Source organism: Leisingera sp. ABM4_101, assembly GCF_056158725.1.
Genome location: NZ_JBSWTV010000003.1, coordinates 87,586 through 109,131, shown reverse-complemented (window position 1 = coordinate 109,131; position 21,546 = coordinate 87,586). Strand labels below are relative to the sequence as shown.

Sequence of the window (21,546 nt, the reverse complement as noted above, 5' to 3'; positions counted from 1 at the left end):
TTCAAATCCCTCCCTCTACTCGCTCTTCAGCCCCGGCGCCTAATCCCGGGTACAGGTACAAATCACTCGCGTCCGGCTGATCCGCATCCGGGTCGGGGCGCGAGCGCACCCAGCTGGTATGCCCCAGCCGCGTGGTGCCGCCCAAGGATGCCCGCGGCACCTCGTCGCCCGCCAAAATCAGGTTGACGTCCCAATCCAGCACATCGCCGGCATAAGACCGCACAATGGCACGCAGCCGGTCCAAGGCCGCGCCGCCCGGCAGCAGCCGTTCATAATCTTCCAGCTTCAGTGGCCCGATGCGGATGCGGAACTTCGCACTGCGGCTCCACACCTTGTCACCGATGCTAGTGGTCTGCCCCAGCCCGCCATAGCCCAGCTGCCAGCGGTCATCCGGCTCCAGCTCCAGCCAGCTGCCGATATATTCCTCCAGTTTGACGGGCACTTCAAAAAACGCCGACAGGATCGACACCAGCCCCTCCGCATTCTTGGCCCCCTTTGCCAGATGGCCCGCGAAATGCAGCTTGGCCAGGTCCGGCATGTCGTCCCGGTCACCAAATTTAAAGCCGTTGTAGCCGATCAGCGAGGACACCTTGCGCGCCATCGGATCATCCGCCCGGTCAAAGCTGACGGCGGGCGAACCTTGCGTCCAGGCGCGATAGAGCAGGCTCATCAGCCGGTGCGTCAGCATATCGGCAAAGGCCACCATTGTCGGGTCGCGGTGGTTGCGCTTCCTGTCGCGCGCGTATTCGGTCAGATGAAGCGGCAGCGGGCCTTGCGGCCCGAACAGCCCGAAGAACCGGTTGGTCAGCACCGCCGGCTTGCCCCCCTCGGCCGGTTTGAACGCCGCAATGGTCGAGGGCGGGAACGCCAGTTCGGCCTCCTGCCCCAACCGCAGCCGGTCCTGCCGCGGGCGGCGGCTTTCGCCTAGGCGCGGGGCATCATCGAAATGCGCCTCCAATACCCTCAGGGCCTGAAAAACATGGTGCTTTTCAGGGTCCATGGCCAGCCGGCCATAGAGGCTCAGATCATCCGGCCGAGGCCCTTTTCCGGTCGCCATCTGGCAATTTCCCCGCGTTTTTCGGTTTTCAGGACGGTCTCCGTGAACGAGTTGATACTGGCATAGCCGCGGAAGAACCGCTCCAGCACGGCCCCCAGCGCATAGATATTGCTGCCCTCGAAGTAGCTCTCGTCAAAGCCCAGGGTGATCTCCAGCCCCCGCACCGCGGTGGACAGCACCTCATCGCTCATCCGCCGCACGATGGGCCGGGCACCGACAGACAGGATGCCTTCCAGCTGCTTTTCCGTCACCCGGTCGCCCAAGGGTGCATAGAGCCCGACCAGCTCACGCAGCGCCTCCGCCGACTGGCCCTTGCCGGTCTCGGCAATCGAAACATAGTTCAGGCTCAGATGCGAGATCAGCCGCCAGGCAGTGTCGCCCTGCGCCAGCGTCGGATGCGGGCGGGTGGGGGAAACCGGCAGCGTCACCTTGCTCACCGGGCCGCCTTCGGGCAGGTGGAAGACGTCGTCATTGCCGGTGGCCAGCAGCATCGGCAGATCGCGGTTGGTGCACAGCGCCTTGACCGCCAGCTGCTCCAGCCCCGCCGAATACGGTGCCTGCGCCCGGTCAACCAGGGTCAGGAACACCTCCGATCCCAGGTAGGAGCTGCGCACCCCGCGCAAGCGTTCCTTTTCCGACCGCTGCCGCATCCGCCGCTTGACCGTGTAATAGGCAGGGTGGCTTTCACCCGCGGCAGTGAAATCATTGGCAGAATAGAACGGACGGAAGACCACGTCTTCCTCCCCCTCGCCGCTGATCCCGGTCACGCTTTGCAGCGCGTAGATTTCAAAATCGAGGCCCGCGGTGCGGTTCGGGATCACATGATGCTCGGTATCAATCGGCGAAATCCGCACGCGGTCGCAGCGTTTCTCGAACAGGTTCACAGCCGGCACCGCGTTCAGCTTGAACACCTCTGGCACCACGATCGGCGCGATCTCCGGCATCCCCTCGCGCAGCAGGATATAGAGGTCAACTTCATTGCCCTCGGCCCTTTGCAAACCCGCAGCCAACCCCTGCAGCTCGACAAAGCGGAACCGTTCCGGCATCGCGAAATATTCCTGCAGCAGCCGGTAGCCGTCGTAAACCCGGCGCGGCAGCGGCAGCAGTGCTTCCTCCGGGCTGAACCCCTTCTGCACCACCTTGGCGCCGCGCAAGGGCAGCTGCCAGTCCGCCCGCCGGTCAGTGGAGCGCGCCACGATCCCTTGCACCTGCGTGCACAGAAGTTCCAGCAGCGGCCAGCTGTTGCCCGCCTCGCCGGTCAGGTACAGTGACAGCTTGTCCATCTCCAGCTTGCTGATCGGGTCGCCGTCGATCCGCTTGATCCGCAGACGGATCCCCGCCCGCGCGTCATATCCGGTAGCAACCCCCGCCGCCACCAGCTCGCCGCGGCCGTCGATGTACTGCGCCTCGGCGATCTCGATCGGCCACATGGTCAGATCGGCAGAGGTGCGGAACTCGCACGGCGTCTGCTCGCCCTCGGTCAGCCGCGACCGCAGCGTCGATCCGCGCTTCAGCACATAGCCGCTTTTCACCGCCGAGTTCGCCACATCCGGCTCAAACGCCGCGATCATCATTGACGGCGTCGGCGCCAGGTAGTGCGGATAGATGATCTCCAGCAGGTTCGAGGTGAAATTCGGATACTGCAGCTCCAATTCCAGCTGCACCCGTGCAGTCAGAAAGGCGGCGCCTTCCAGCAGCCGCTCCACATAAGGGTCAAGAACCTCAACCCCTTCCATGCCCAGCCGTGCCGCAATCTTGGGATAGGCGGCAGCAAACTCCGCGCCCATATCGCGCAAGTAGTTCAGCTCATTCTCATAGTGGATCAGCAGCCGTGTATCCATCACATGGCCCTTTCCATTTCCACTTCGCCGGTGGTCAAATCAACCTTGCTGCGCAAATAGAGCTCCAGCGGCATCGGCTGCGCCCACATATCGGCTCGGATCTCCAGCCCCACGGTCATCTCGGTCGCGTCGGTGCCATCCTGCAGCCGCACATCGACAGAGCCTTCGATAATCCGCGGCTCATAGGTGGCAATCGCCTGCTTGATCGACCGCCGGATCGCCTCTGCTTTCTCGGAGGTCGAGGCTTCGCCCGCCACCTCAACTAGCCCGTAGTTCAGCACCGAAGCCGAGACCGCCGGGTATCGTTCTGCGTCGAAATGGCTTTCGACATTCTGGGTGTTCAAAAGCCAGGACAGATCGCGCTGAATGATTTCTCGCAGCCGCATCAGATCAATCACCCGGCTCTCGCGGGTTTCCTTCTGGTCGCCGGGTGCATTGTCGGTCAGCCGGTCCAGCAGCGACGGCTGCAGGCGCTCGGCCAGTGTCTTGTCAGCCATTCTCTTCGCCGTGCCCATCCATCCGGAGTGTGCGCACGTCCATGATGGCAATGTCTTCATCGCCGATCGCCAGCAGCCGCTGGCCCAGACCGGTATAGGTTTCCTCGCCGGCATCCTGCCACACGGTGGCCCGCGCCAGCATCGACAGCCCGTCGGCCTTCTCGCTGCCCGGATAGCGGGTCGGGATCATCGCCGCCACCGCACCGCCGCCCGCCAAGGTCAGCGTGCCGGCAGTCCAGACCGCATCACGCAGGTCGCTCGGCTCTTCCGCCTCGAACGAGACAATCTTTGAAAACGGCAGCCAGTAGTATTTGCCGTTGATCACCGCCTCCAGCACCGGGCCCAGCCGCATGTCGGCATCGGCAATCCATTCGAACCGCTTGCCGTTCACCTCGCCCGGGCTGGCCGGCGCCGCATCAAAAGCCTTGGCGCGCAGTTCGGCGGCCTCCTTCGGGTTGCCGGTTGCCAGCAGTTTCTGCGCCTCGATCAGATGCGCCAGCCACTCCTCCGGCTCGCCCAGGATCAGCGGCGACTTCTCACCGGCGAACACCTTCTCGCGGTAGACCTCGCAGATGATCGCCTCGCGGTAGGCTTGCGCCATCACCGTGGCGCCTTCATCCAGCCCCGCCGCTGCCTTCAGCTGCGCGATTGCCCGGTTCCAGTCGCCCAGCACACACAGCAGCTGAAACAGGAACACCCGCAGTTTCGGATTGCTCGCATCCGCGCGGATCTTGGCTTGCAGCGCCTCCAGCGCCGCCTTGGGATCACCAGCTTTCAGATGCTCTTCGGGGGTCATGGGGCCTACTCCGCAACGGGGATGGATGCTGCAAATACGTCAGAAAAAACGGACCCCGGGCATGAAATACACCCGGGGCCAGCCAAATGGTTTACTCGACCTTGCCGGTCTGCACGTTCCACTTGAAGGTGCCTTCAGTGGTGAGTTTGCCGGTTTTCTGGTTGGTCGATTTGTACTCATGCTCAATCGCGGCATAGGCCAGCGACCAGGTCTCTTCCGGGATGCCGTCTTCGCTGGCCGAGATCGAGTAGCTGTCGACAACCACGTCTTTCATCTTCCAGATCGAATAGACCAGCAGGCCCTGGCTGGCGCTGTCGCCCGAACGGCACCAGTGCATGATGATCTCGGGGCGCACGGTGCCGTTGGCAACCGACAGCGCCAGATCATTCGACGCCTTGCCCATCTGCGAGGTCAGCTCGATCTTGCCAAAGTTCGAGTTGGCGTGCATCCGCTGGGTCGACCCCAGGTCGGTCATTTCGACCGCGCGCTCGACATTCCAGCTCGCCGACTGAACCACGATCCACTTCTTGTGGTTCTCTTCGGTTGCATCGCCTTCGATGTCCGAGATCTGTACGAACATATTAGCAGCCATTTTGCTATCCTTTCAAAAATTAAGAACTCTACTGCACTATGATGGTTTGAGGCTGGAGAGTGGGTAATCAGCCTCCTTTTTCCGAGGGCAGTTTCGATACCAGACGCAACGAGACGGAAAGCCCCTCCAGCTGGTAATGCGGGCGCAGGAAGAATTTTGAGGTGTAATACCCCGGGTTGCCCTCGACCTCTTCCACAACAACTTCGGCCGCGGCCAGAGGTTTGCGCGCCTTCTCGTTCTCCGAGGAGATATCCGCGTTGAAGTCAACATAGTTGTTGATCCAGTCCTGCAGCCAGGATTCCATATCCTGACGGCTTTTGAACGAGCCGACCTTGTCCCGCACCATGCACTTCAGATAGTGCGCGAACCGGCATGTGGCGAACAGATACGGCAGCCGCGCGCCCAGATTGGCGTTGGCGGTGGCATCCGGATCGTCATATTCGGCCGGCTTGTGCAGCGACTGCGCCCCCATAAAGGTCGCAACATCGGTGTTCTTGCGGTGGATCAGCGGCATCATGCCGTTCTTCGCCAGCTCCGCCTCGCGCCGGTCATCGATAGCAATCTCGGTCGGGCATTTCTGATCGACGCCGCCATCGGTGGTCGGGAAGGTGTGACTGGGCAGATTCTCCAATGTGCCGCCGCTTTCGACGCCGCGGATGCGCGAGCACCAGCCGTACATCTTGAACGAACGGGTGATGTTCACCGCCATGCCGTAGGCTGCGTTGACCCAGCCGTATTTCTCGCTGCCGGCGCCTGCGGTGTCTTCCTCGAACGCAAACTCCTCAACCGGGTCGGTCTTGGAGCCATAGGGCAGACGCCCCAGGAAGCGCGGCATGGCAAGGCCCACGTATTTCGCATCCTCGCTGTCCCGCAGGGACCGCCAGGCGGCATATTCCGGAGTCTGGAAGATCTTGGTCAGATCGCGCGGGTTCGACAGTTCCGCCCAGCTGTCCATCTGGAACAGGGTTGGCTTAGCGCCGGTGATCAGCGGCGCATGCGCTGCGGCTGCGATCTTGGACATTTCACCCAACAGCTCGATATCCGGCGGCGAATGGTCGAAGTGGTAGTCCGCCACCAAAGAGCCATAGGGCTCGCCGCCCAGTTGGCTGAATTCCTCGGTGTAGATCTTTTTAAAGATCGGTGACTGGTCCCATGCCGTGCCCTTGAATTTCTTCAGGGTCTTCGACATTTCCTTCTTGGTGATCGGCATCACCCGGATTTTCAGCTGCTCATCGGTCTCGGTGTTGTTGACCAGATAATGCAGCCCGCGCCACGCGCTTTCCAGCTGCTGGAAATCCTCGTTGTGCAGGATCAGGTTGACCTGCTCTGTCAGTTTTTTGTCGATCTCCGAAACGATGCTCTCGATCGAGCGCAGCGCGTCGTCGGAAATCAGCGCAGAGTTTGCCAGCGCCTGCTCGGCCAGGGTCTTGACCGCGCTTTCCACCGCAGTCTTGGCCTGGTCCGATTTGGGACGGAATTCCTTCTGCAGCAGGCTCGCAAATTCGGTTGAGCCAAAGGCGGCTTCACCACCAGCGGCTTCCGCCTGGAGTTCTTCTTCAGCCATCTTTGTCCTCCGCTCTTATTCTTCGCTCTCGGCGTCGCCGCCGGGTTTCGGCTGCGCGGCCAGGGTCTTCAGCAGGCTCGGGTCCTGGATGATCTTGGAGATCAGATCCTCGGCGCCGGTCTTGCCGTCCATATAGGTCATCAGGTTCGACAGCTGTGTGCGGGCTTCCAGCAGCTCGCGCAGCGGCTCCACCTTGGCGGCAATCGCCGCGGGCTTGAAATCATCCATGCTCTCGAAGGTGATATCGACCGCCAGGTTGCCTTCGCCGGTCAGCGTGTTGGGCACCGTGAAGGCGGCGCGCGGCGCCATCGACTTCATCCGGTCATCGAAGTTGTCCACGTCGATTTCCAGGAACTTGCGGTCCGCAACGGCGGGCTGCTCCACTTCGGATTTGCCCACCAGGTCGCTCATCACCCCCATCACAAAGGGCAGCTGCACCTTCTTCTCGGCGCCATAGAGCTCCACGTCATATTCGATCTGGACCCTCGGGGCCCGGTTGCGTGCAATGAATTTCTGTGAACTTCCGGCCATCTAGGTCTCCTTACTCGTCTTGCTTTCACGGGATCCGCAGCAGGTACCGCCGCAGAATGCCCCCGTGTCCGTCAGTCGTCGTCGTCTTCGTCAATGCCGCCGATCAGGTGGACGTTCTCCACCCCCTGCGGCGCCATGTCATTCATGATGGTGAGGAAGTCGGCCCCCACCAGCCGTTTGCACCGCTCCAGCAGGATCGGCAGCGGGCTGGACGGCTCCGCCCGCCGGTAATAGCTGATGATGCGGTCCAGCGTGTTGGACACATCCGCGTGCGAATTGATTGCCCCCGGCGCAGACGGCATCGCCCGCCCGCCAGCAGCCGGCGTCGCGGCACCGGCCTCCTCCGCGCTGTCCTCTGCCGCCTCATCTTCCGCCGCATCATCCCCGGCGCTCAAATTGGCATAGGTGCCGATCCGCTTGCCGATCTGCTGCAGAAGCTTGATCAGCGCGCTCAGATCCGGGCCCTGCCCCGGCGTCTGCTCGTCAAACACGGCAGAGATCGCCCGCACATTTTCCTCCGCCGCCTTGACCGCTGCCAGCCGCGCCGCAACGGTCTCCTGATCGCTGTCCTGGAACGCCGCCCCGATTGTGGCGCTGTCGGGGACATGCTCCATGTCCTCCGGCGCCGTCATCACCCCTTCGGCGATCTCGATGTCGCGCAGGCAAAAGCGGCCAAAGCCGCGGCTCTCGCTCAAGGGCGCGCGGCGCAGCGACCTGTACAAGGGCGACGCCCCGGCCATTCCGTCCGGCTGGCCGCACAAATCCTGAACCGCGTTGATCCGCATCGTCGGGTCGCCGTCGTCCTCGTCCAGCTCCGGATGGCAGGTCTCCCAGAACTCTTCCAGGCAGCCGCGGATATAGGTGGTCACATCGGCAAACCCCGGCAGCCCCTCCGAATGCAACAGCGCATCGCCCAGGAACACAGCCGCGCGCAGGTCGTGGCTGCGCTCCAGCACCTCCAGCGCTTTCTTCTGCACTTCGCGGTAATCGGGATCGGTGGCTTCGATCTTCTCATCGCCCACCACCGACTCCTCGCCCGGCTGGGCTGCCAGCTCCATCTCGGTGAAGGCCGGGTCGTATTCAAGGTTCTCGCCGCTGGGTGCGCCGTCCCCTTTGGATTGCAGCAATACTGCAGGATCCATTATCGTTGCCCCCCCGCTTTATTCCGGTTTGCGGCTTCGTTAACGTAACGTCAAGCTGCCCACCCGCCTTTTCTGCTCTGACGGTTAAGACGGCCTTAATCTCAAACTAAAACTTGACCCCAAGTGAGCCTTATCGGCATCCTAAAGTCAAATGTTTTCACACCTTTTTGAGACAGGTGAATAATGAGTATTGAGCGTATTTCCGGCAAGGAAGTCAAAGCCATGGTCCGCGAGGGGGCCAAGAAGCGGATGAGCTTCGCCTTCTGTCTGGACGCTTCAAAGGACCCGCTGCTGATGATCCAGCCGGGCAAGAAGCCAGAGACGTTGCGCAATCCGATGAAGAAGGAAGGCGGCGGCCCGCCGATGGCCTGGGGCACCTATGTGGTGCGCTCCGGCGAGATGGAAATGACTTGCGAAAGCGCCCCCGCCCGCATGGTCACGGAGCTGAAAAAATTTCTCAAGCGCAACAAGCCCAAGGTTAACGTGCTGTTCTACGATGACGGCGGCAACCTGCTGGACAGCCTCAAGCCGGAGAAACCCGGCGGCCAGGTGACCGAGGAAAACGCCGCCGACATCTCAGCCTCGGGTATCGACAAGAAAGCCGTCGCACCGCTCAAACGCCGCCTGAAACGGATCCAGCCCCGCATCGCCCTGGCGCCCGGCCCGCTGGAACTGAAACTCAAACGCGCCCTCGCCAAATCCGTTGCCCTGATCAACAAAGGCCGCCTGCAAGAGGCCGAGACGATGATCGTGGTGATCGAACGCGCTGTCGCCCGCATCGGCAAGGACCGCGAGGATGAGGCCAGAACCCTGAAACGCGGCCAGCGCGAGATGGACCAGCGCTCACTTGGCGCCCAGGTAAAGCGCGCCCAATCCCTGCAGGCCAATGTCGCCCGCGCCCCGGGCAAGGCCCGCGACCGCCTGGGCCGCGCCCTGCATGTGGCCGCCCGCCACCTGAAACGCCGCGACCTGGATTCGGCCCGCGACGCCATGGACAGGATCGAAAAGGCCCTGACCGCCCTGGTCTGACCCCGAACACAGCCCGGCCCGCAGCGGTTGCGGGCTGGGCATCCCACCGGAACCCGGAGACAGTGATGCCCTTGAAACCCCTGCTGACTGCCCTCGCCCTGATTTTCCTGCCGCTCGCGGCCGCGGCGGAAACCGGCCCGCTGCGGGTCGAGCTGAACAAGACCGAGGAGATCGAAACCGGTGGCTGCCGCGCTTTCTTCCTGTTTCGCAACCAGACCGGCAAGAGCTTCGAAGGCTTCGAGATGTCCTTGGCCATCCTCGACGGCCAGGGGGTGATCGACCGGCTGCTGTCGATCGACGCCGCCCCTCTGCCAGTTCAGCGCACCACCCTGAAACTCTTCGAAATCCCCGAGACCGCCTGCAGCAACATCTCGGAAATCCTGCTGCACGACATAACCTCCTGCCAGCCTCAGAACGAGGAGCAGATGGACTGTTTCCCAATCCTCGAGCTCGGCTCCCGCGCCGCCGCGCCGCTGGTGAAATAAGCCATGGCCGGCACTTGGGAAATCCTCGGCACCGGCGGCCCGGTGATTGCGCTTCTGGCGCTGATGTCCTTGCTCTCGCTCACCGTGATTGCCGTCAAACTGATCCAGCTCTGGCCGGTGCGCTCCGGCAGCGGCGCCCGCGAGCAGGCCCTGACCCTGTGGAAGGACGGCGACCGCAAACAGGCGCAGGACAGCATCGCGGGCGGCAAATCCCCCGCCGACCGTGTGATGGCTTATGCCATGCAGGCGCTGCAGGAGGGCCTGCGCGGCCCCCTCTTGCAGGATGAGCTGCAACGCCGCGGCAATGAGGAGGTGAGCCGCATGAACGCCCTCATCCGCCTGCTTGAACTCATCGCCATGGTCTCGCCGCTCCTGGGCCTGCTTGGCACCGTGCTCGGCATGATCCAATCCTTCCAGGAGCTGGAACTGGCCCAGGGCGCCGCCAATGCCTCGGTCCTGGCCGGTGGCATCTGGCAGGCCCTGCTGACCACCGCCGCGGGCCTCTTGGTCGCCATCCCCGCCGCCGTCGCCGCAGGCCTGTTCGCCGCCCGCATCGACGCCGCGGCCCAAGCCATCGAAAGCGCCGCCGGCCGCCTGCTGCTGATCGACGGGTCGCGCTGACACGGAGAAACCGGCCATGACCCTCAACCGCCCAGCCCGCCCCCGCGCCCTGATCTCGCTGGTGCCGATGATCGACGTCATGCTGATCCTCTTGGTGTTCTTCATGGTGACCTCCACCTATCTGAACCTCGACATGATCCCGGCGGTAAAACCCTCCGAAGGCACCGCAGGCAGCCCCCAGGCCCCGGCCGGCACGCTGATGATCCGCCTTGGCGCCGACGGCGTGCCGGTGCTGCGCGGCGCCGCGCTCGACGAAGACGCCTTGCGCCGCGCCCTCTCTGCCGCCATCACCGATGAACCCCAGACCCAAGTGGTGATCCTGCCCTCCGGCGCTGCCCAGACCCAGGCGCTGATCACGGTGATGGACGTGGCCGCCCTGGCCGGCGTCACCCGCCTGCGCGTCCTGCGGCTGGAGGCAAGCCGATGAAGCTCAGCCGCCCCGCCCGCAACCCGCATTCGGAAACCATCATCGCGCTGATCGACGTGGTGTTTTTCCTGCTGGTCTTCTTCATGCTGATCGGCCGCATGGACGCCACCGCCCCGTTTGACATCCGCCCTGCCACCGCCGTCACCGGCCGCGACATGCCAGCGGGCGGCATCACCTTGGCCGTCTCCGCGCAAGGCGCACTGGCGCTGGACGGCACGGAAATCAGCCGCGAGGGTCTTTCCCCTGCCCTTGCAGCCCTGCTGGCAGATGACCCTGGCTTGCGCCTGCGCATCAACGCCCATCGCGCCGCGGAACTGCGCCGGGTGCTGCCGCTGGTCGCGACAGGTGAAGCGCTGGGGTTCAAGGACGTGGTGCTGGTGGTCACCCCGGAAACCGAAGGGTGAGCCGCATGCCCGCCATATGGGCGCTGGGGCTGACAGCCTCGGCCCTAGTGCACGCCGCAGGCGCCGCCGCGCTGCTCATATCGCTGGTGCCGGACCCGGTGCCGCAGCAGCCGAACCCGGAAAGCAGCCTCAACCTCCAGGCCCACCGCATTCCCCGTTCCGACGCCGTGCCGTTGGCCGCCGAAGGGGAACAAGCCACTGAAAGCGAAGCGCAAACCCAGGGCCTCAACGCCGGCGCCGTCCCGCAATCGGCTGCCAAACCCCAGACGCCAGCCCCAGACCGCGTATCCTCTGCCGCGCCGCAAGCAGCCCGCCTTGCTCCTGCCGCTGCACAGCCGCCGGCCGCAGCGCTTGCACAGGCTCAATCCGCCCAGCTGGCCAGCGCCAGCGCGCCTTCCACCAGTCTGGCCAGCGCGCAGCCAAACCTCCAGCAAGCCAGCGCCGCCGCGGTGCAGCCAGCGCCTGTATCAGCCGCCATCGCCGTTTATCAGCCTGCCGAAGCCGCCGTTCCCGCCCCTGTGCCGCTGGATGCTGCCCAGGACACCGCCCTCCCGCTTCCCGGTACCGATGCGCCGCTGGTCCCGGCCTCTGCCGCCGCACCGGACCCGGCCGCCCTGCCGCAAACTCCGCCCAGCACCCAGCCCAGCCCGGAGGCACAACCCGAAACCGCCCCCCTGCCCGGCGCCGAGCCCAATCCGCAGCAAACGCCGGCCGCCATTCCTGACGCCCCCCGCATCAAGGCGGCACTGGCGTTCCAGGGCGGCTCCGGCGACATCGACCCGGTCTCACTGGCCGCCTTCCAAAGCTTCATGCAGCCTGGCGATGCTGCGGCACAGGGCGACCCCCTGCGCGACGGCGTCTCCGGCATCCTCGCCGCCGTCCCCTGCTCGCGCCTGCAGGTCGCCTTTGTGCCAGAAACCGCCACGCTTGAGGTGCGCGGCCACCTGCCCGAAGACGGCTTGCGCGCCCCCGTCCTTGCTGCCCTGCAGGCCCAGATGGGCGCCGATATCACCGTCTCGGATGAAATGCGCCTGCTGCCCCGCCCGCAATGCGGCGCGCTGGCTGGGATCTCAGGCGTCGGCCTCCCGCAAAGCACCGACCAGATCACCAATCCGCTGCTGGTCGGCGATGACGCCCATGCCCGCGTGCTCGGCTATTCCGGCGGCGAGCGGCTGTTCTTCGACCTCACCGCGCCGGACTACCCGGCTTTTGTCTATGTGGACTATTTCGACGCCGGCGGCGCGGTGCTGCACCTCTCTCCGAATGAACTGGTGCCCCTGGTTGAGGCCGCCCCCAAAAGCGCCCTGCGCGTCGGCGCCAAAACGGCCGGAGACCCCGGCCTGCAAATCACCGTCGCGCCGCCCTACGGCCAGGAGATCGCGGTCGCCTTTGCCGCCTCGCACCCGCTTTACGAAAGCACCCGCCCGCTCAGCGAACCCGCCGCACCTTATCTGAACTTCCTGCGCAGCCAAGTGGCCGCTGCCCGCGCCCAGCATGCGGATTTCAAGGGTGAATGGGTCTATTTCCTGATCACCACCCATGCCCCCTGACCGCACATCTCAACGGCAGCGCTCCCGCGCCCGCAGGCCCGCGGCCGACACCACCCGCCTTTTTCCGGGTCAAGGGCTGCGCCAGCAGCCGCCCGGCACGCGCGGTTCCCCCTTGACGCGGAACAAGGCGGATCACTTTCGGAGCGGCGCCTTAAGGGCAAACTTGCACTTAAGCGCTTCTCAGCAAATGGAAATCAACTTGCCACCCGGCGGTCTGTCAGCTTCTCGAAACGCCCCCGCGCTGTGCACAGCACAGCGCCGCGCCCAACCGGTAGGGTGTATTTTCAAATGCGCCTGCACGGGCGGGAGCCCTCCTGCCCTGCCGGATCAACACCAGTAAGCCTACTGGCAGCCCCCCGCGGCCCAGCTTTTCAGCGCCTGTTTCAGCTCGCCGCCGAAGGGATGCTGTTTGCCCAGCGAGCGCTGCATATTGAGGCTCAGATAGGTATTGCCCTGCGTGCACAGCCGCTCCCGCGTCCATTGATGGCAGGCGCTGCAGGACTGGTCCTTCCAATAGCTTTCCGGCAACCCCTCGACCGGCGGAAAGGCCGGTGAGCGTTTCACCGCTTCGGCCAGCGTCAACCCGGCAATTTCTTCCGCTCCGCCGGGCAGCGGGCTGGCATAGGTGATTGGACCCGCCTCCGCCAGCATGGCCGGCTCTGGTGCAGGCTCCGGGGCGGCCGCCGGGGCTTCTGATCCTGCCATTGGGTCCTGCGAGGCGCCGGCAGCCTTTGCCGCGGCCTCCGCCGCGGCCATTTCCGCAAATTTTCCCTCCGGATAGGCCATCAGATAGGCCTCATATGCGGCCTTGCTGCCATCGCTCTGCGCCGCCTGGAACATCGCGGTTTCCGCATCCTGCGCAGCCCCGGCCGGCGCCGCCGCAACCGCCGCACCGGTGCCGCCATGCAGTTCCTCTTCCATCAGCTCCGCCAGCAGCGCCCGCGCCGCATCCGCGTATTTACCGCCGCCATAACCGCGCAGAAACAGCATGATCTGCATCGCATCCCGCGACGCTTTGACTGAGGCCCAGATCTGCGCTTCTTCCATCTCGGCAGCGGTCAGCACAGGCTCTGGCGCGGCCTCCGCAAAGGTAAAATCACTCACCAGCGAGGACGTGTCCCAAGGGGTCTGGCCGCCGCCGCTCTGGTCCAGAACCGCCCGGCGCACCTGTTTGAGCACCTGCTCCACCGGCGCCCCCGGCACCAGGATCTCACGTGCCAGCGCCGCGGTGAACGGGCTGTTTGCCCCCTCCCCGTCCAGCGCCACCTCGCCCGGAGCGGTTGCATAAGCCAGGAAAGTGCCGGTCGGCGCCTTCATCTCCGCCAGGCCGCTTTCATTCAGGTCCGCCACCGCCTCGAACGGGTTGTTGCGGCAGGCGTCCAGGATCACGATGTTGGTGCGGTTGCGGGCGGACGCCATCTGCCGCAGCACCGACTGCGCCTCAACTGCCATCAGGTCCAGGTCCGCCGCATCCGCCAGCGCCACGTCGACTGGCAAGAGGTAATTGCTTCCAAAGCTCTGCACCCCGTGGCCGGCATAGTAGAACAGCCCGGTGGCGTCCTCGCCGGCGCTGCGCAGCTTGCGGCCGAACTGGGCAATGGCGCGCTTCATCTCGATCTGCTTGGCGTCCGCCGCCAGCGTCACGTCAAATCCCAGCCCTTCCAGGGTTTCAGCCATCAGCCGGGCATCGCGCACCGGGTTGTCCAGCGGCGCCACTGCGCCATATGCGGAATTGCCGATCACCAGCGCCAGACGCTCTTCCGCCTGTACCGTGCCGCCCCAGCCCAAGGCTGCAAGCGCCACGATCAGCAACCGGATCCTGTTGAATATGTTATGCACGCATCTGCTCCAATTCCCGCCATGGCTGAATTTCACACGGCGGCCTCCCAATTCTTAAGGGTATTTCGTTACGAATTTATCGCGCCCCTTGCACCCTGCGGCAAGTCTGCTGTTAGTCTTGGCGCATCGCCCCTTATCGCTGCCGGCAGGCAAAACCGTCATCCCTAGCCCCTTGAATGGATTGCACATGTTGCGTTTAACTCTTTGTTTTTTCACTATTTTAATTTTACTTTCCCGCCCCGCGCTGGCCACGGGCCCGTTTGAGGGCGGCTGGCAGCTGACGCCCGAATCCTCCGCCATCCGCTTCATATCAATCAAAAAGGGCAGCATTGCGGAATCGAGCCGGTTTGCCGCGTTCTCCGGCGGCATCTCCGAGGCGGGCGAGGCGAAAATCCACATCGCGCTGGACTCTGTCGACACCTCCATCGACCTGCGCAACGTGCGCATGCGCTTCCTGTTCTTTGAAACCTTCACCTATCCTGAGGCCGTGATCTCCGCCCAGATCAATCCGGCGCAGCTCACCGATCTCGCGACGGTGCAGCGCAAACAGATCGACCTGCCCGTTACCCTGTCTTTGCATGGGGTTGAGGCCGGACTGACCATTCCGGTAGCGGTGACATTGCTGAGTGAAAACCGCGTGGCTGTCGCCACTGTCCAGCCGGTGATCCTGAAACTCGAGGACTTTGCATTGAATGCCGGCCGCGAAAAGCTGGAGGAAGCGGCAGGCGTCACCATCACCCCTGTGGGCCTGGTCAGCATGGACTTGATGTTTGAGCGGGGCGGCAGCAGCACCTCCGCTGTCCCCGCGGGGACAACCGCTTCCGGCGCCGCCACAGCGCTTGAGGCCAGCGGCGATTTCAGCCGGGAGGCCTGCACCGGGAGGTTCGAAATCCTGTCGCAAGGCCGCAGCGTGAACTTCGCCCCTTCCACGGCCCGTCTTGATGCAAACTCCCGCGGCTTCCTGAACAGCCTGTCGGATATCATACGCCGCTGCCCCGGCATGGTGGTTGAGGTCGGCGGCCACACCGACAGCCAGGGCAAGGCCGCCTGGAACATGGCGCTGAGCGAGAAACGCGCCGCGGCGGTGAACCAATACCTGCAGAAAATGGGAATTCCGTCCGAACGGCTGGTTGCTGTGGGCTATGGCGAAACCACGCCGCTGGTGCCAAATGACACGGTGGCGAACCGGGCCAGGAACCGGCGGATCGAATTCAAGGTTCTGAACTGAACCGCCGCTGTCCCCGCGGGGACAAACAGGTAACTCCACAACGGCCCGGCACCCAAGCCGGGTCTTTTCTTTTGCTGGCGCGCTGCATCCCGCAGCTGTTTTCAGCTGTTGTCCCCGCGGGGACAGCAGCAAGTAGCCGGCCCAAACAAGCAGTTTAGAGACAAAAAGGCCCGGCATCTCTGCCGGGCCGTTGTGCAGGTATCTGACTGTCCCCGCGGGGACAAAGTCAGCTGTCATCCTCCAGCGCCGCAAAGAAAGCGGCGATGGCCCCCTCCAGCTTGTGCCGGTCGATCTCGGAAAAGTCGCGCTCCATCGCCATCTCGATCTTGCCGTCGCGCGCCTGGCACCGCACTGTCCCCGCGGGGACAGTGCAGCGCAAAGTCGTCTTGGCAACCCCCGGACGCGGCGCGGCGGCGGCGCGGGAGACGGGTTTTCGCTTGCCGTCGAGAAAGCCGCGCAGCACGTTCAGTTCCGCCTCCTCGGTCTCCGGCCGCCCCCGTGACAGGGCATCGCGCAAGTCCTGGACGTTGGCCGAGTCAGCATCCAGCCGTTTGCGCAGCTCCAGTCCCAGCGCCCGCGGGATCGCCTCAGGGTATTTCAGCAGATCTCCCACCATCGCCAGCAGCTGAGCAAAATGGCGGATGTAGATCTTCTTCTGACGGCCCGCGGAGGCATAAAGGTCATTGACCGCCTCCTCCAGGCTCTTCGCCCGGGTCACCTCATCCTCCGCATAGCGCAGCGCCAGCTGGGCCATCTCGGCAAAGGAAATGTCGCGGCGCACCAGGTTTTCGTCCACCATCCGGCGGTAGAGGTTTTGCAGCGTGTCACCTTTGGCCACCAGCCCCGCGGGAATGTGATCATAGGCCTCATCTTCCGTTTCCCGCAGCAGCTCCACATAGGCGCGCAGCCGGCGGTAGCCCTGGATCAGCTCATAGGTGCCGTCCTCGTTTTCCTCGACCCGGATCGGGTTCGACAGGCCGATGGACTTGATCGAAGCCTTCAGCTCGTCCAGGTCCGGGTCGCGCCCCTCGCGGCGGTCGCGGATCAGCCTGGTCGCGCCAATCCGGCCGATCGGGATCCGGTCAACCATCAGGCCCAGCTTCTTCAGCCGCACGAATTCATGTGCCAGCCGGTCGTTCTCGGCGCGGATCTTCTCTTCGGCCTCGGCACGGGTCCGCAACGCATCGGCGTTCTCAGAGATCGCGGTGGCCATCGGCCCGCGGCGGGATACCGCAGTTTGCTCTGCTGGCTTTTCCGGGGCTGTCCCCGCGGGGACAGTTGCGGTGTCAGGGGTGAAGTCGATATCGAAAACGCGTCTCTTGCTCATGCCTCATCCTCCAGTTTCTCCCAGGCTTCCAACGCGTAGGACCTGAATTCGTCATAGGCCTGATCGAACGACGCGCGGGCGCGTCGCCAGGTCTCGCGGGTCATATCCCGGTAGTCGATTTCATAAATGGAACTTAGGAACCGGCCCGACTGTTCGACTGCGCGGGTCATCTCAATCGGGTGTTCGGTCATTCTACCCTCAAACACCTTCATAAATGCCGAACGCATCGCACGGTGCAAATCGTTACCGCTTTCGTAACGGGTCAGCAGGAAGCGAACGTCCTGGAAAACCTTGGGCAGGGCAAATGTCCCCGCGGGGACAACGCCGTTAAAGGCTGACAGATCTTCGAGCGCCTCAGACAGCTGGCCGATGAAGGAAGTGGTGGAGTCATATTCCCAATAGCCGGGGCCGGAGGGAATATAGAGCATGTCGGCGGCAAACACCGCGTTCATCGACTGGTAGCCGATGGCGGGCGGGCAGTCGAAGATCATCATGTCGTAGTCTTCGGCCGGCAATTGGTCGAGGTAGCGGGAGACGGCGGCAAAGAAAGACCACTCCGGGTTCAGGTGGCGGTACTGGGCGGAGGCAAATTCCACGAACGCGGCATTGGCGCAGGAGGGGATGATGTCGATGGTAGGCCAGCTGGTGGGTTTCACAAAGTCGCTGACCCGCAGATCCTGAAGCCCCATGCCGGTGATCGCGTCGGGCAGCTGGCGCTGGGGCAGGGCGGTGCCGGACTCGGCCCCCTGCAGGGACGCGTTCATCCGCTCGGTCTCGCGCACCAGATCGCGAGCCATGATGCCCCAGACGGTGTAATCCTCGGTGACGTCGCTGAGGCCCATGGAATGCGAGAGCGTCGCCTGCGGGTCGAAGTCGACGCAGAGCACCCGGTAGCCGTCCAGCGCTGCTGCATGGGCGAAATGCAGCGCCACGGTGGATTTGCCCGCACCCCCTTTGAAGTTGGAGATCGCAACCCGCAGCGCCCGCTTCCCCGCGGGACGCTTGGGCAGCAGGGATTTGCGGTTGATCTTGATGCGGCGGCGCAGCTCGTTGATTTCCTCCAGCGAATACCAGCGCTGGCGGCCGTCTTCCTCGACATGGCCCTGGGGCAGGGAGGGATCCGCCGACAGCCGTCCCCGCAGGGTCGACTGGTTGACGCGGAAGATCAGCTCCGCCACTTCCCAGGAGGAGAACCGGCGCAGGGTTTTTTCCATTTCGGGGGAGAAGGTCTGCTGGCGGATCCAGCTTTGCATCTTCAAGGATTGGGCCTGCATCTTGGACAGGTCTTCGTGCGTAAACATCGCTGCTCCTTAGCCTCACACGGTGTTGTTTTTGACAGCGTCCATTTCTTCAGGACGCTAATTCAGCCTCAATATCCATTTACGCCGAATTTGCAAAAAACGCAAAAGCAAATATGGTTTGGAAGAGCGTCCTGTCCCCGCGGGGACACATTTGCAAAAGGCCCAGTGAAATAAGGGCAGGGGCGATTCGGAAGGCTAGCGCCAAACAATTCGTTTCATTGGGTTTTTCTGGTGTTCAGAGGCCAGATTTAGGGGGACACCCCGGGCAAGGATACCGCAGATTGGGGGACATTTTTGTGCCAATAGGGGACATCCTGGGTGTCACCCAATACCATAGATACCAATTTTTCTTTCGAAAAAGGGATTGGGGCTGAATTCAATTCCCGCCGGCGCTTGACAGAATCGGATTTCCGGACGCAAATCAGGTACAACAAACGAATAGCGTTGAGTTCAGGGCAAAACCGGCCAACGCAATTCTCAGCAAACAAGCTGAGAGCACTTGAGGCAGCATATCCCGGCCCAGGAGGGCAGGGAGGGAGAAACGGGGGCAGCAATGCTTGCCAAACGGCCTGCGGGGCGCAACGCCTCTGCGCTGAAATACGACATCCTCACGGCGATGGGCGCTTATGCGCTTGGCCAGGGCAAGGGGGCGCAGAAGCTGGTTCTGCGGTTCATGACATTGATGACCGCACGCTACAACTGGCAGCGCGACGAGCTGGCTGTGGGTCAGCGGGAGATCGCCCGGTTGTGGGGTGTGGATGAGCGCACGGTGAAGCGCGAGATGGCAAAGCTGCGCGGCTGGGGCTGGCTGGTGGTGAAACGCCAGGGTGCGCGCGGGCGGGTGACGGAATATGGCATCGACCTGGAGCGGCTTCTGGCGGATACCCAAGAGCGTTGGGGCGCGGTTGGGCCGGACTTTGAGCACCGGATGCAAGGCGCGGATGAGTTTGCGCCGAACGTGGTGCCGCTGCGCCCCGGCGCGGCTCCGCCTGCGCCGGATGTGTCGGACGGCCAGGAGTGGAGCCTGGCGAAGGCGGTGCTGCATGCAGAAGACCCCGCGAATTACGCGTCCTGGATACAGGGGTTGGAGCGCGTGGGCAGGGCAGGGGGGCGGCTGATGCTGAAGGCGCCGAGCCGGTTCCATGCGAATTACGTAATGTCGCATCTTATGCCGCGGCTGCTGGCAGCCTGCCGGGATGTGGATGGGGAGGTCTCTGCAATTTTGGTGGAGGCCTGAGGCCGGATCGGAACCCGGCGGAGGTTTCTGTTCGGGTGTAAATTGCTGTATCCTGTGCCGGACCCGTAAGGAGGTCCCATGATGAGTGACGTTTTGGAGGGCCGCTGCCTGTGCGGCGCGGTGAAGATCCGTGTTGAGGGCGCGCATGATCCGCACCTGGGTGCCTGCCATTGCCGCATGTGCCAGCGCTGGAACGGCGGGCTGTTCTTGTGTTTCGAGGCTGATGCGGAGGCAGTGACGGTTGACGGGCCGGTCACGCGCTACCATTCCTCAGCCTTTGCGGAGCGGGCGTTTTGCAGCACCTGCGGATCGCATCTGTGGATGCGGGACGTGGATGAGGAGGGCAGCCCTTTTGACCTGATGCCGGGGCTGTTTGATGCTGCGCTGGCCTGGCCGCTGAAATCGGAGATCTATGCCGACCGGGCGATGGCATCGGTGCGGCTGGAGGGCGGTCACAAGCGGGCCACCCGGGACGAATGGGAGGCGCAGAACCCGTTTATTGACGGCGACGTCTGAGCATTGGGATCAGCCCCCCACCCGCGGCAGTTTCGGACCGCTCCAATAGGCGCCGCTGTCCTGGCGCAGGGCGTCATAGGATTTGATCCGGCGCCGGGCCTCCTCGCCGCCGGCCTCGATCAGATGGGTGAGCAAGCATTCCAGCACCGCCATTGCGCCGCCAACGGCGCCGAAGGGGTGCAGCGAGTTTGCGGCGACTGCCAGCACGTGGTCGGTGCGGATGCCGGGGGCGATCACTTCGCTGTCGGAGATCAGGATCACCGATGCGCCGCGCTCAGCCGCCAGCCGCAGCGCCTGGATGGTGCCGGCGGAGTAGGGGGAGAAGGTGAAGGCAATCAGGCAGTCCTCGGAGCCTATTTCTAAAAGATCATCCAAGGCGGCGCCCATGTGGCGGGGGACCAGCTCGAGCCTTGGCAGGGCCATACGGCCGACGTAGTGAAAGTAATAGGCCAGCGCATAGGATGAGCGGGTGGCAGTGACATAGCTGCGGCGGGCGGCGGTGAGCGTGTCCACGATGGCCTGGGTGCGCTCTGCCGTCATTAGCCGCAGGGAGCGCGAGGTGATGTTCAATTGGTTGCGCGCCGCGGCCGCCTGCAGCTTGCCTGCCGGGCCTTCGTCCTGCATCCGGTCCAGCCAGTCCTGCCCGAGATCTGCCTCATGCGTGGTGGTGAGGGCGGCGCGGAACGGGGCGCGGAAGGCTTCGAACGTGTCATAGCCCAGATGCTGGGCGAGGCGGACAAAGCCGTTGGCGCTGATGCCGGTTTTCCCGGCCGAGGTCCGCACGGTGTCGAGGCCGAAGTCGCCGGGGTTGTCGATCACGTATTTCGCCGCTGCCTTGAGCTTGGGTGGGAGGCTGTCCATGTGGTCCTTCAGATGCTGGATCAGCCGGGCGGTTTTTCTGGGATCGAGATGCGGGTCCATGCGCCGCATCAGAGCAGATGTACGGAAAATGGCAAGATTGAAACGGATGTTACTCCATGAGGAACGCCATCAGGTCCTGGCGGGCGTGCAGGATGCGGATGATTTCGGGGCGGTTTTGCTCCAGGCGATAGATCACCAGATGCGCGCCGGTGGGGTGGATGCGGACCGGGGGCGTGAATTCCACCCGCTCGCGGGCCATTTCGGGGAAGTCCGCCAAAAGGTCGAAGAGGGCAAACAGGCTGTCGGCATAGGCGTCGGCTTGTGTTTCGCCCCAAGTTTCCAGGCCATAGCGCCAGATGGCAGCAAGATCAGCCTGGGCAGCGGGGCGGATCCGCCAGCGTTCCTCAGCCATTACGGCGCATGGCGGCCTTGAAACCTTCGGCGGTCAGCGCCTCAGCCGGGCCGCTGGCGAGGCCTGCGTCGATGGCGGATTGCAGTTCGGCAATGGCAGTTGTGCGGGCCTGGTCGCGGCGGATCAGATCGCGGACGTAGTCGCTGGAATTGGCATAGGTGCCGCTGCGGGCCTTTTCCTCGACCCAGGTTTTCATCTGTTCCGGCAAGGATACGTTCATGGTGGCCATGGGCGGGTTCCTTTCGTTGGGACAGAATATGGCAATCTTTGCCATAAGTGCAAGAGGCGC

Annotated in this window: 23 protein-coding genes; 9 read left to right on the top strand and 14 right to left on the bottom strand. The window is 63.7% G+C overall.

The genetic code is table 11. The features are described from left to right. Position 1: 1 nt before the first annotated feature. From tssG to tssA, 8 genes are all read right to left on the bottom strand, one after another. A complete protein-coding gene (gene tssG / locus ACXAEK_RS22385; protein WP_475045496.1) occupies positions 2 to 1,057 on the bottom strand; it encodes a type VI secretion system baseplate subunit TssG in 1,056 nt (351 codons plus the stop codon). Next, positions 1,021 to 2,898, bottom strand: coding sequence for a type VI secretion system baseplate subunit TssF (gene tssF / locus ACXAEK_RS22380; RefSeq protein WP_475045495.1), 1,878 nt, complete (start codon positions 2,896 to 2,898; stop codon positions 1,021 to 1,023). Before tssF ends, tssG begins: the two co-directional genes overlap by 37 nt. Beyond that, on the bottom strand, positions 2,898 to 3,395 hold the full coding sequence (tssE, locus tag ACXAEK_RS22375; RefSeq protein ID WP_475045494.1) for a type VI secretion system baseplate subunit TssE: 498 nt from the start codon (positions 3,393 to 3,395) through the stop codon (positions 2,898 to 2,900). The genes tssF and tssE overlap by 1 nt, the downstream gene beginning before the upstream one ends. After that, the gene (locus ACXAEK_RS22370) at positions 3,388 to 4,191 is read right to left on the bottom strand and encodes a type VI secretion system accessory protein TagJ (protein ID WP_475045493.1); all 804 of its coding nucleotides are present in this window, start codon (positions 4,189 to 4,191) and stop codon (positions 3,388 to 3,390) included. The genes tssE and ACXAEK_RS22370 overlap by 8 nt, the downstream gene beginning before the upstream one ends. 91 nt (positions 4,192 to 4,282) lie before the next feature. Continuing rightward, a complete protein-coding gene (locus tag ACXAEK_RS22365) occupies positions 4,283 to 4,783 on the bottom strand; it encodes an Hcp family type VI secretion system effector (RefSeq protein WP_174147908.1) in 501 nt (166 codons plus the stop codon). A gap of 67 nt (positions 4,784 to 4,850) precedes the next feature. Continuing rightward, positions 4,851 to 6,347: a type VI secretion system contractile sheath large subunit gene (gene tssC / locus ACXAEK_RS22360; RefSeq protein WP_475045491.1), complete on the bottom strand. Its 1,497-nt coding sequence runs from the start codon at positions 6,345 to 6,347 to the stop codon at positions 4,851 to 4,853. 15 nt (positions 6,348 to 6,362) lie between these two features. Then, the gene (gene tssB, locus ACXAEK_RS22355) at positions 6,363 to 6,878 is read right to left on the bottom strand and encodes a type VI secretion system contractile sheath small subunit (protein ID WP_027233793.1); all 516 of its coding nucleotides are present in this window, start codon (positions 6,876 to 6,878) and stop codon (positions 6,363 to 6,365) included. Between the two features lie 71 nt (positions 6,879 to 6,949). Next, positions 6,950 to 8,020 carry a type VI secretion system protein TssA gene (gene tssA, locus ACXAEK_RS22350; RefSeq protein ID WP_475045490.1) on the bottom strand — a complete coding sequence of 357 codons (1,071 nt, stop codon included), beginning with the start codon at positions 8,018 to 8,020 and terminating at the stop codon, positions 6,950 to 6,952. Positions 8,021 to 8,203: 183 nt separating this feature from the next. Here tssA and ACXAEK_RS22345 point away from each other — a divergent pair, with 183 nt between their 5' ends. The 6 genes from ACXAEK_RS22345 to ACXAEK_RS22320 all read left to right on the top strand — a co-directional run bounded on the left by ACXAEK_RS22345 (position 8,204) and on the right by ACXAEK_RS22320 (position 12,536). Continuing rightward, positions 8,204 to 9,049: a hypothetical protein gene (locus tag ACXAEK_RS22345; protein ID WP_475045488.1), complete on the top strand. Its 846-nt coding sequence runs from the start codon at positions 8,204 to 8,206 to the stop codon at positions 9,047 to 9,049. 65 nt (positions 9,050 to 9,114) lie between these two features. Beyond that, entirely contained in the window at positions 9,115 to 9,534 is a 420-nt protein-coding gene (locus tag ACXAEK_RS22340; protein WP_475045487.1) for a hypothetical protein, read from the top strand. Positions 9,535 to 9,537: 3 nt separating this feature from the next. Continuing rightward, the gene (locus ACXAEK_RS22335) at positions 9,538 to 10,155 is read left to right on the top strand and encodes a MotA/TolQ/ExbB proton channel family protein (RefSeq protein WP_475045485.1); all 618 of its coding nucleotides are present in this window, start codon (positions 9,538 to 9,540) and stop codon (positions 10,153 to 10,155) included. A gap of 16 nt (positions 10,156 to 10,171) precedes the next feature. After that, positions 10,172 to 10,582, top strand: a complete 411-nt coding sequence (locus tag ACXAEK_RS22330; protein WP_475045483.1) for an ExbD/TolR family protein — start codon at positions 10,172 to 10,174, stop codon at positions 10,580 to 10,582. Continuing rightward, a complete protein-coding gene (locus tag ACXAEK_RS22325; RefSeq protein WP_475045481.1) occupies positions 10,579 to 10,986 on the top strand; it encodes an ExbD/TolR family protein in 408 nt (135 codons plus the stop codon). Before ACXAEK_RS22330 ends, ACXAEK_RS22325 begins: the two co-directional genes overlap by 4 nt. Positions 10,987 to 10,991: 5 nt before the next feature. Next, on the top strand, positions 10,992 to 12,536 hold the full coding sequence (locus tag ACXAEK_RS22320) for a hypothetical protein (RefSeq protein ID WP_475045480.1): 1,545 nt from the start codon (positions 10,992 to 10,994) through the stop codon (positions 12,534 to 12,536). Between the two features lie 342 nt (positions 12,537 to 12,878). Here the strand turns inward: ACXAEK_RS22320 and ACXAEK_RS22315 are convergent, their stop codons facing one another. Then, positions 12,879 to 14,375, bottom strand: coding sequence for a caspase family protein (locus ACXAEK_RS22315; protein WP_475045478.1), 1,497 nt, complete (start codon positions 14,373 to 14,375; stop codon positions 12,879 to 12,881). 187 nt (positions 14,376 to 14,562) lie between these two features. Here ACXAEK_RS22315 and ACXAEK_RS22310 point away from each other — a divergent pair, with 187 nt between their 5' ends. Further along, entirely contained in the window at positions 14,563 to 15,603 is a 1,041-nt protein-coding gene (locus tag ACXAEK_RS22310; RefSeq protein ID WP_475045477.1) for an OmpA family protein, read from the top strand. Positions 15,604 to 15,829: 226 nt separating this feature from the next. On the opposite strand, the gene ACXAEK_RS22305 is transcribed toward ACXAEK_RS22310, so the two are convergent. Next, positions 15,830 to 16,930 (bottom strand): ParB/RepB/Spo0J family partition protein, encoded by a 1,101-nt coding sequence (locus ACXAEK_RS22305; RefSeq protein WP_475045476.1) that lies wholly within the window; start codon positions 16,928 to 16,930, stop codon positions 15,830 to 15,832. Next, positions 16,927 to 18,231: an AAA family ATPase gene (locus ACXAEK_RS22300; RefSeq protein ID WP_475045475.1), complete on the bottom strand. Its 1,305-nt coding sequence runs from the start codon at positions 18,229 to 18,231 to the stop codon at positions 16,927 to 16,929. Before ACXAEK_RS22300 ends, ACXAEK_RS22305 begins: the two co-directional genes overlap by 4 nt. A 553-nt stretch (positions 18,232 to 18,784) precedes the next feature. Here ACXAEK_RS22300 and ACXAEK_RS22295 point away from each other — a divergent pair. Beyond that, positions 18,785 to 19,468, top strand: a complete 684-nt coding sequence (locus ACXAEK_RS22295; protein ID WP_475045473.1) for a DnaA N-terminal domain-containing protein — start codon at positions 18,785 to 18,787, stop codon at positions 19,466 to 19,468. 81 nt (positions 19,469 to 19,549) lie between these two features. Then, positions 19,550 to 19,984, top strand: a complete 435-nt coding sequence (locus ACXAEK_RS22290; protein WP_475045472.1) for a GFA family protein — start codon at positions 19,550 to 19,552, stop codon at positions 19,982 to 19,984. 9 nt (positions 19,985 to 19,993) lie between these two features. Here the strand turns inward: ACXAEK_RS22290 and ACXAEK_RS22285 are convergent, their stop codons facing one another. Genes ACXAEK_RS22285 through ACXAEK_RS22275 form a run of 3 tightly spaced genes read right to left on the bottom strand, consistent with a single transcriptional unit; the run spans position 19,994 to position 21,486 of the window. Next, the gene (locus ACXAEK_RS22285) at positions 19,994 to 20,905 is read right to left on the bottom strand and encodes a MurR/RpiR family transcriptional regulator (protein WP_475045471.1); all 912 of its coding nucleotides are present in this window, start codon (positions 20,903 to 20,905) and stop codon (positions 19,994 to 19,996) included. Positions 20,906 to 20,954: 49 nt separating this feature from the next. Further along, positions 20,955 to 21,257 (bottom strand): type II toxin-antitoxin system RelE/ParE family toxin, encoded by a 303-nt coding sequence (locus ACXAEK_RS22280; protein WP_475045469.1) that lies wholly within the window; start codon positions 21,255 to 21,257, stop codon positions 20,955 to 20,957. After that, positions 21,250 to 21,486, bottom strand: a complete 237-nt coding sequence (locus ACXAEK_RS22275) for a type II toxin-antitoxin system ParD family antitoxin (protein ID WP_475045467.1) — start codon at positions 21,484 to 21,486, stop codon at positions 21,250 to 21,252. The genes ACXAEK_RS22280 and ACXAEK_RS22275 overlap by 8 nt, the downstream gene beginning before the upstream one ends. Between the last annotated feature and the right edge of the window lie 60 nt (positions 21,487 to 21,546).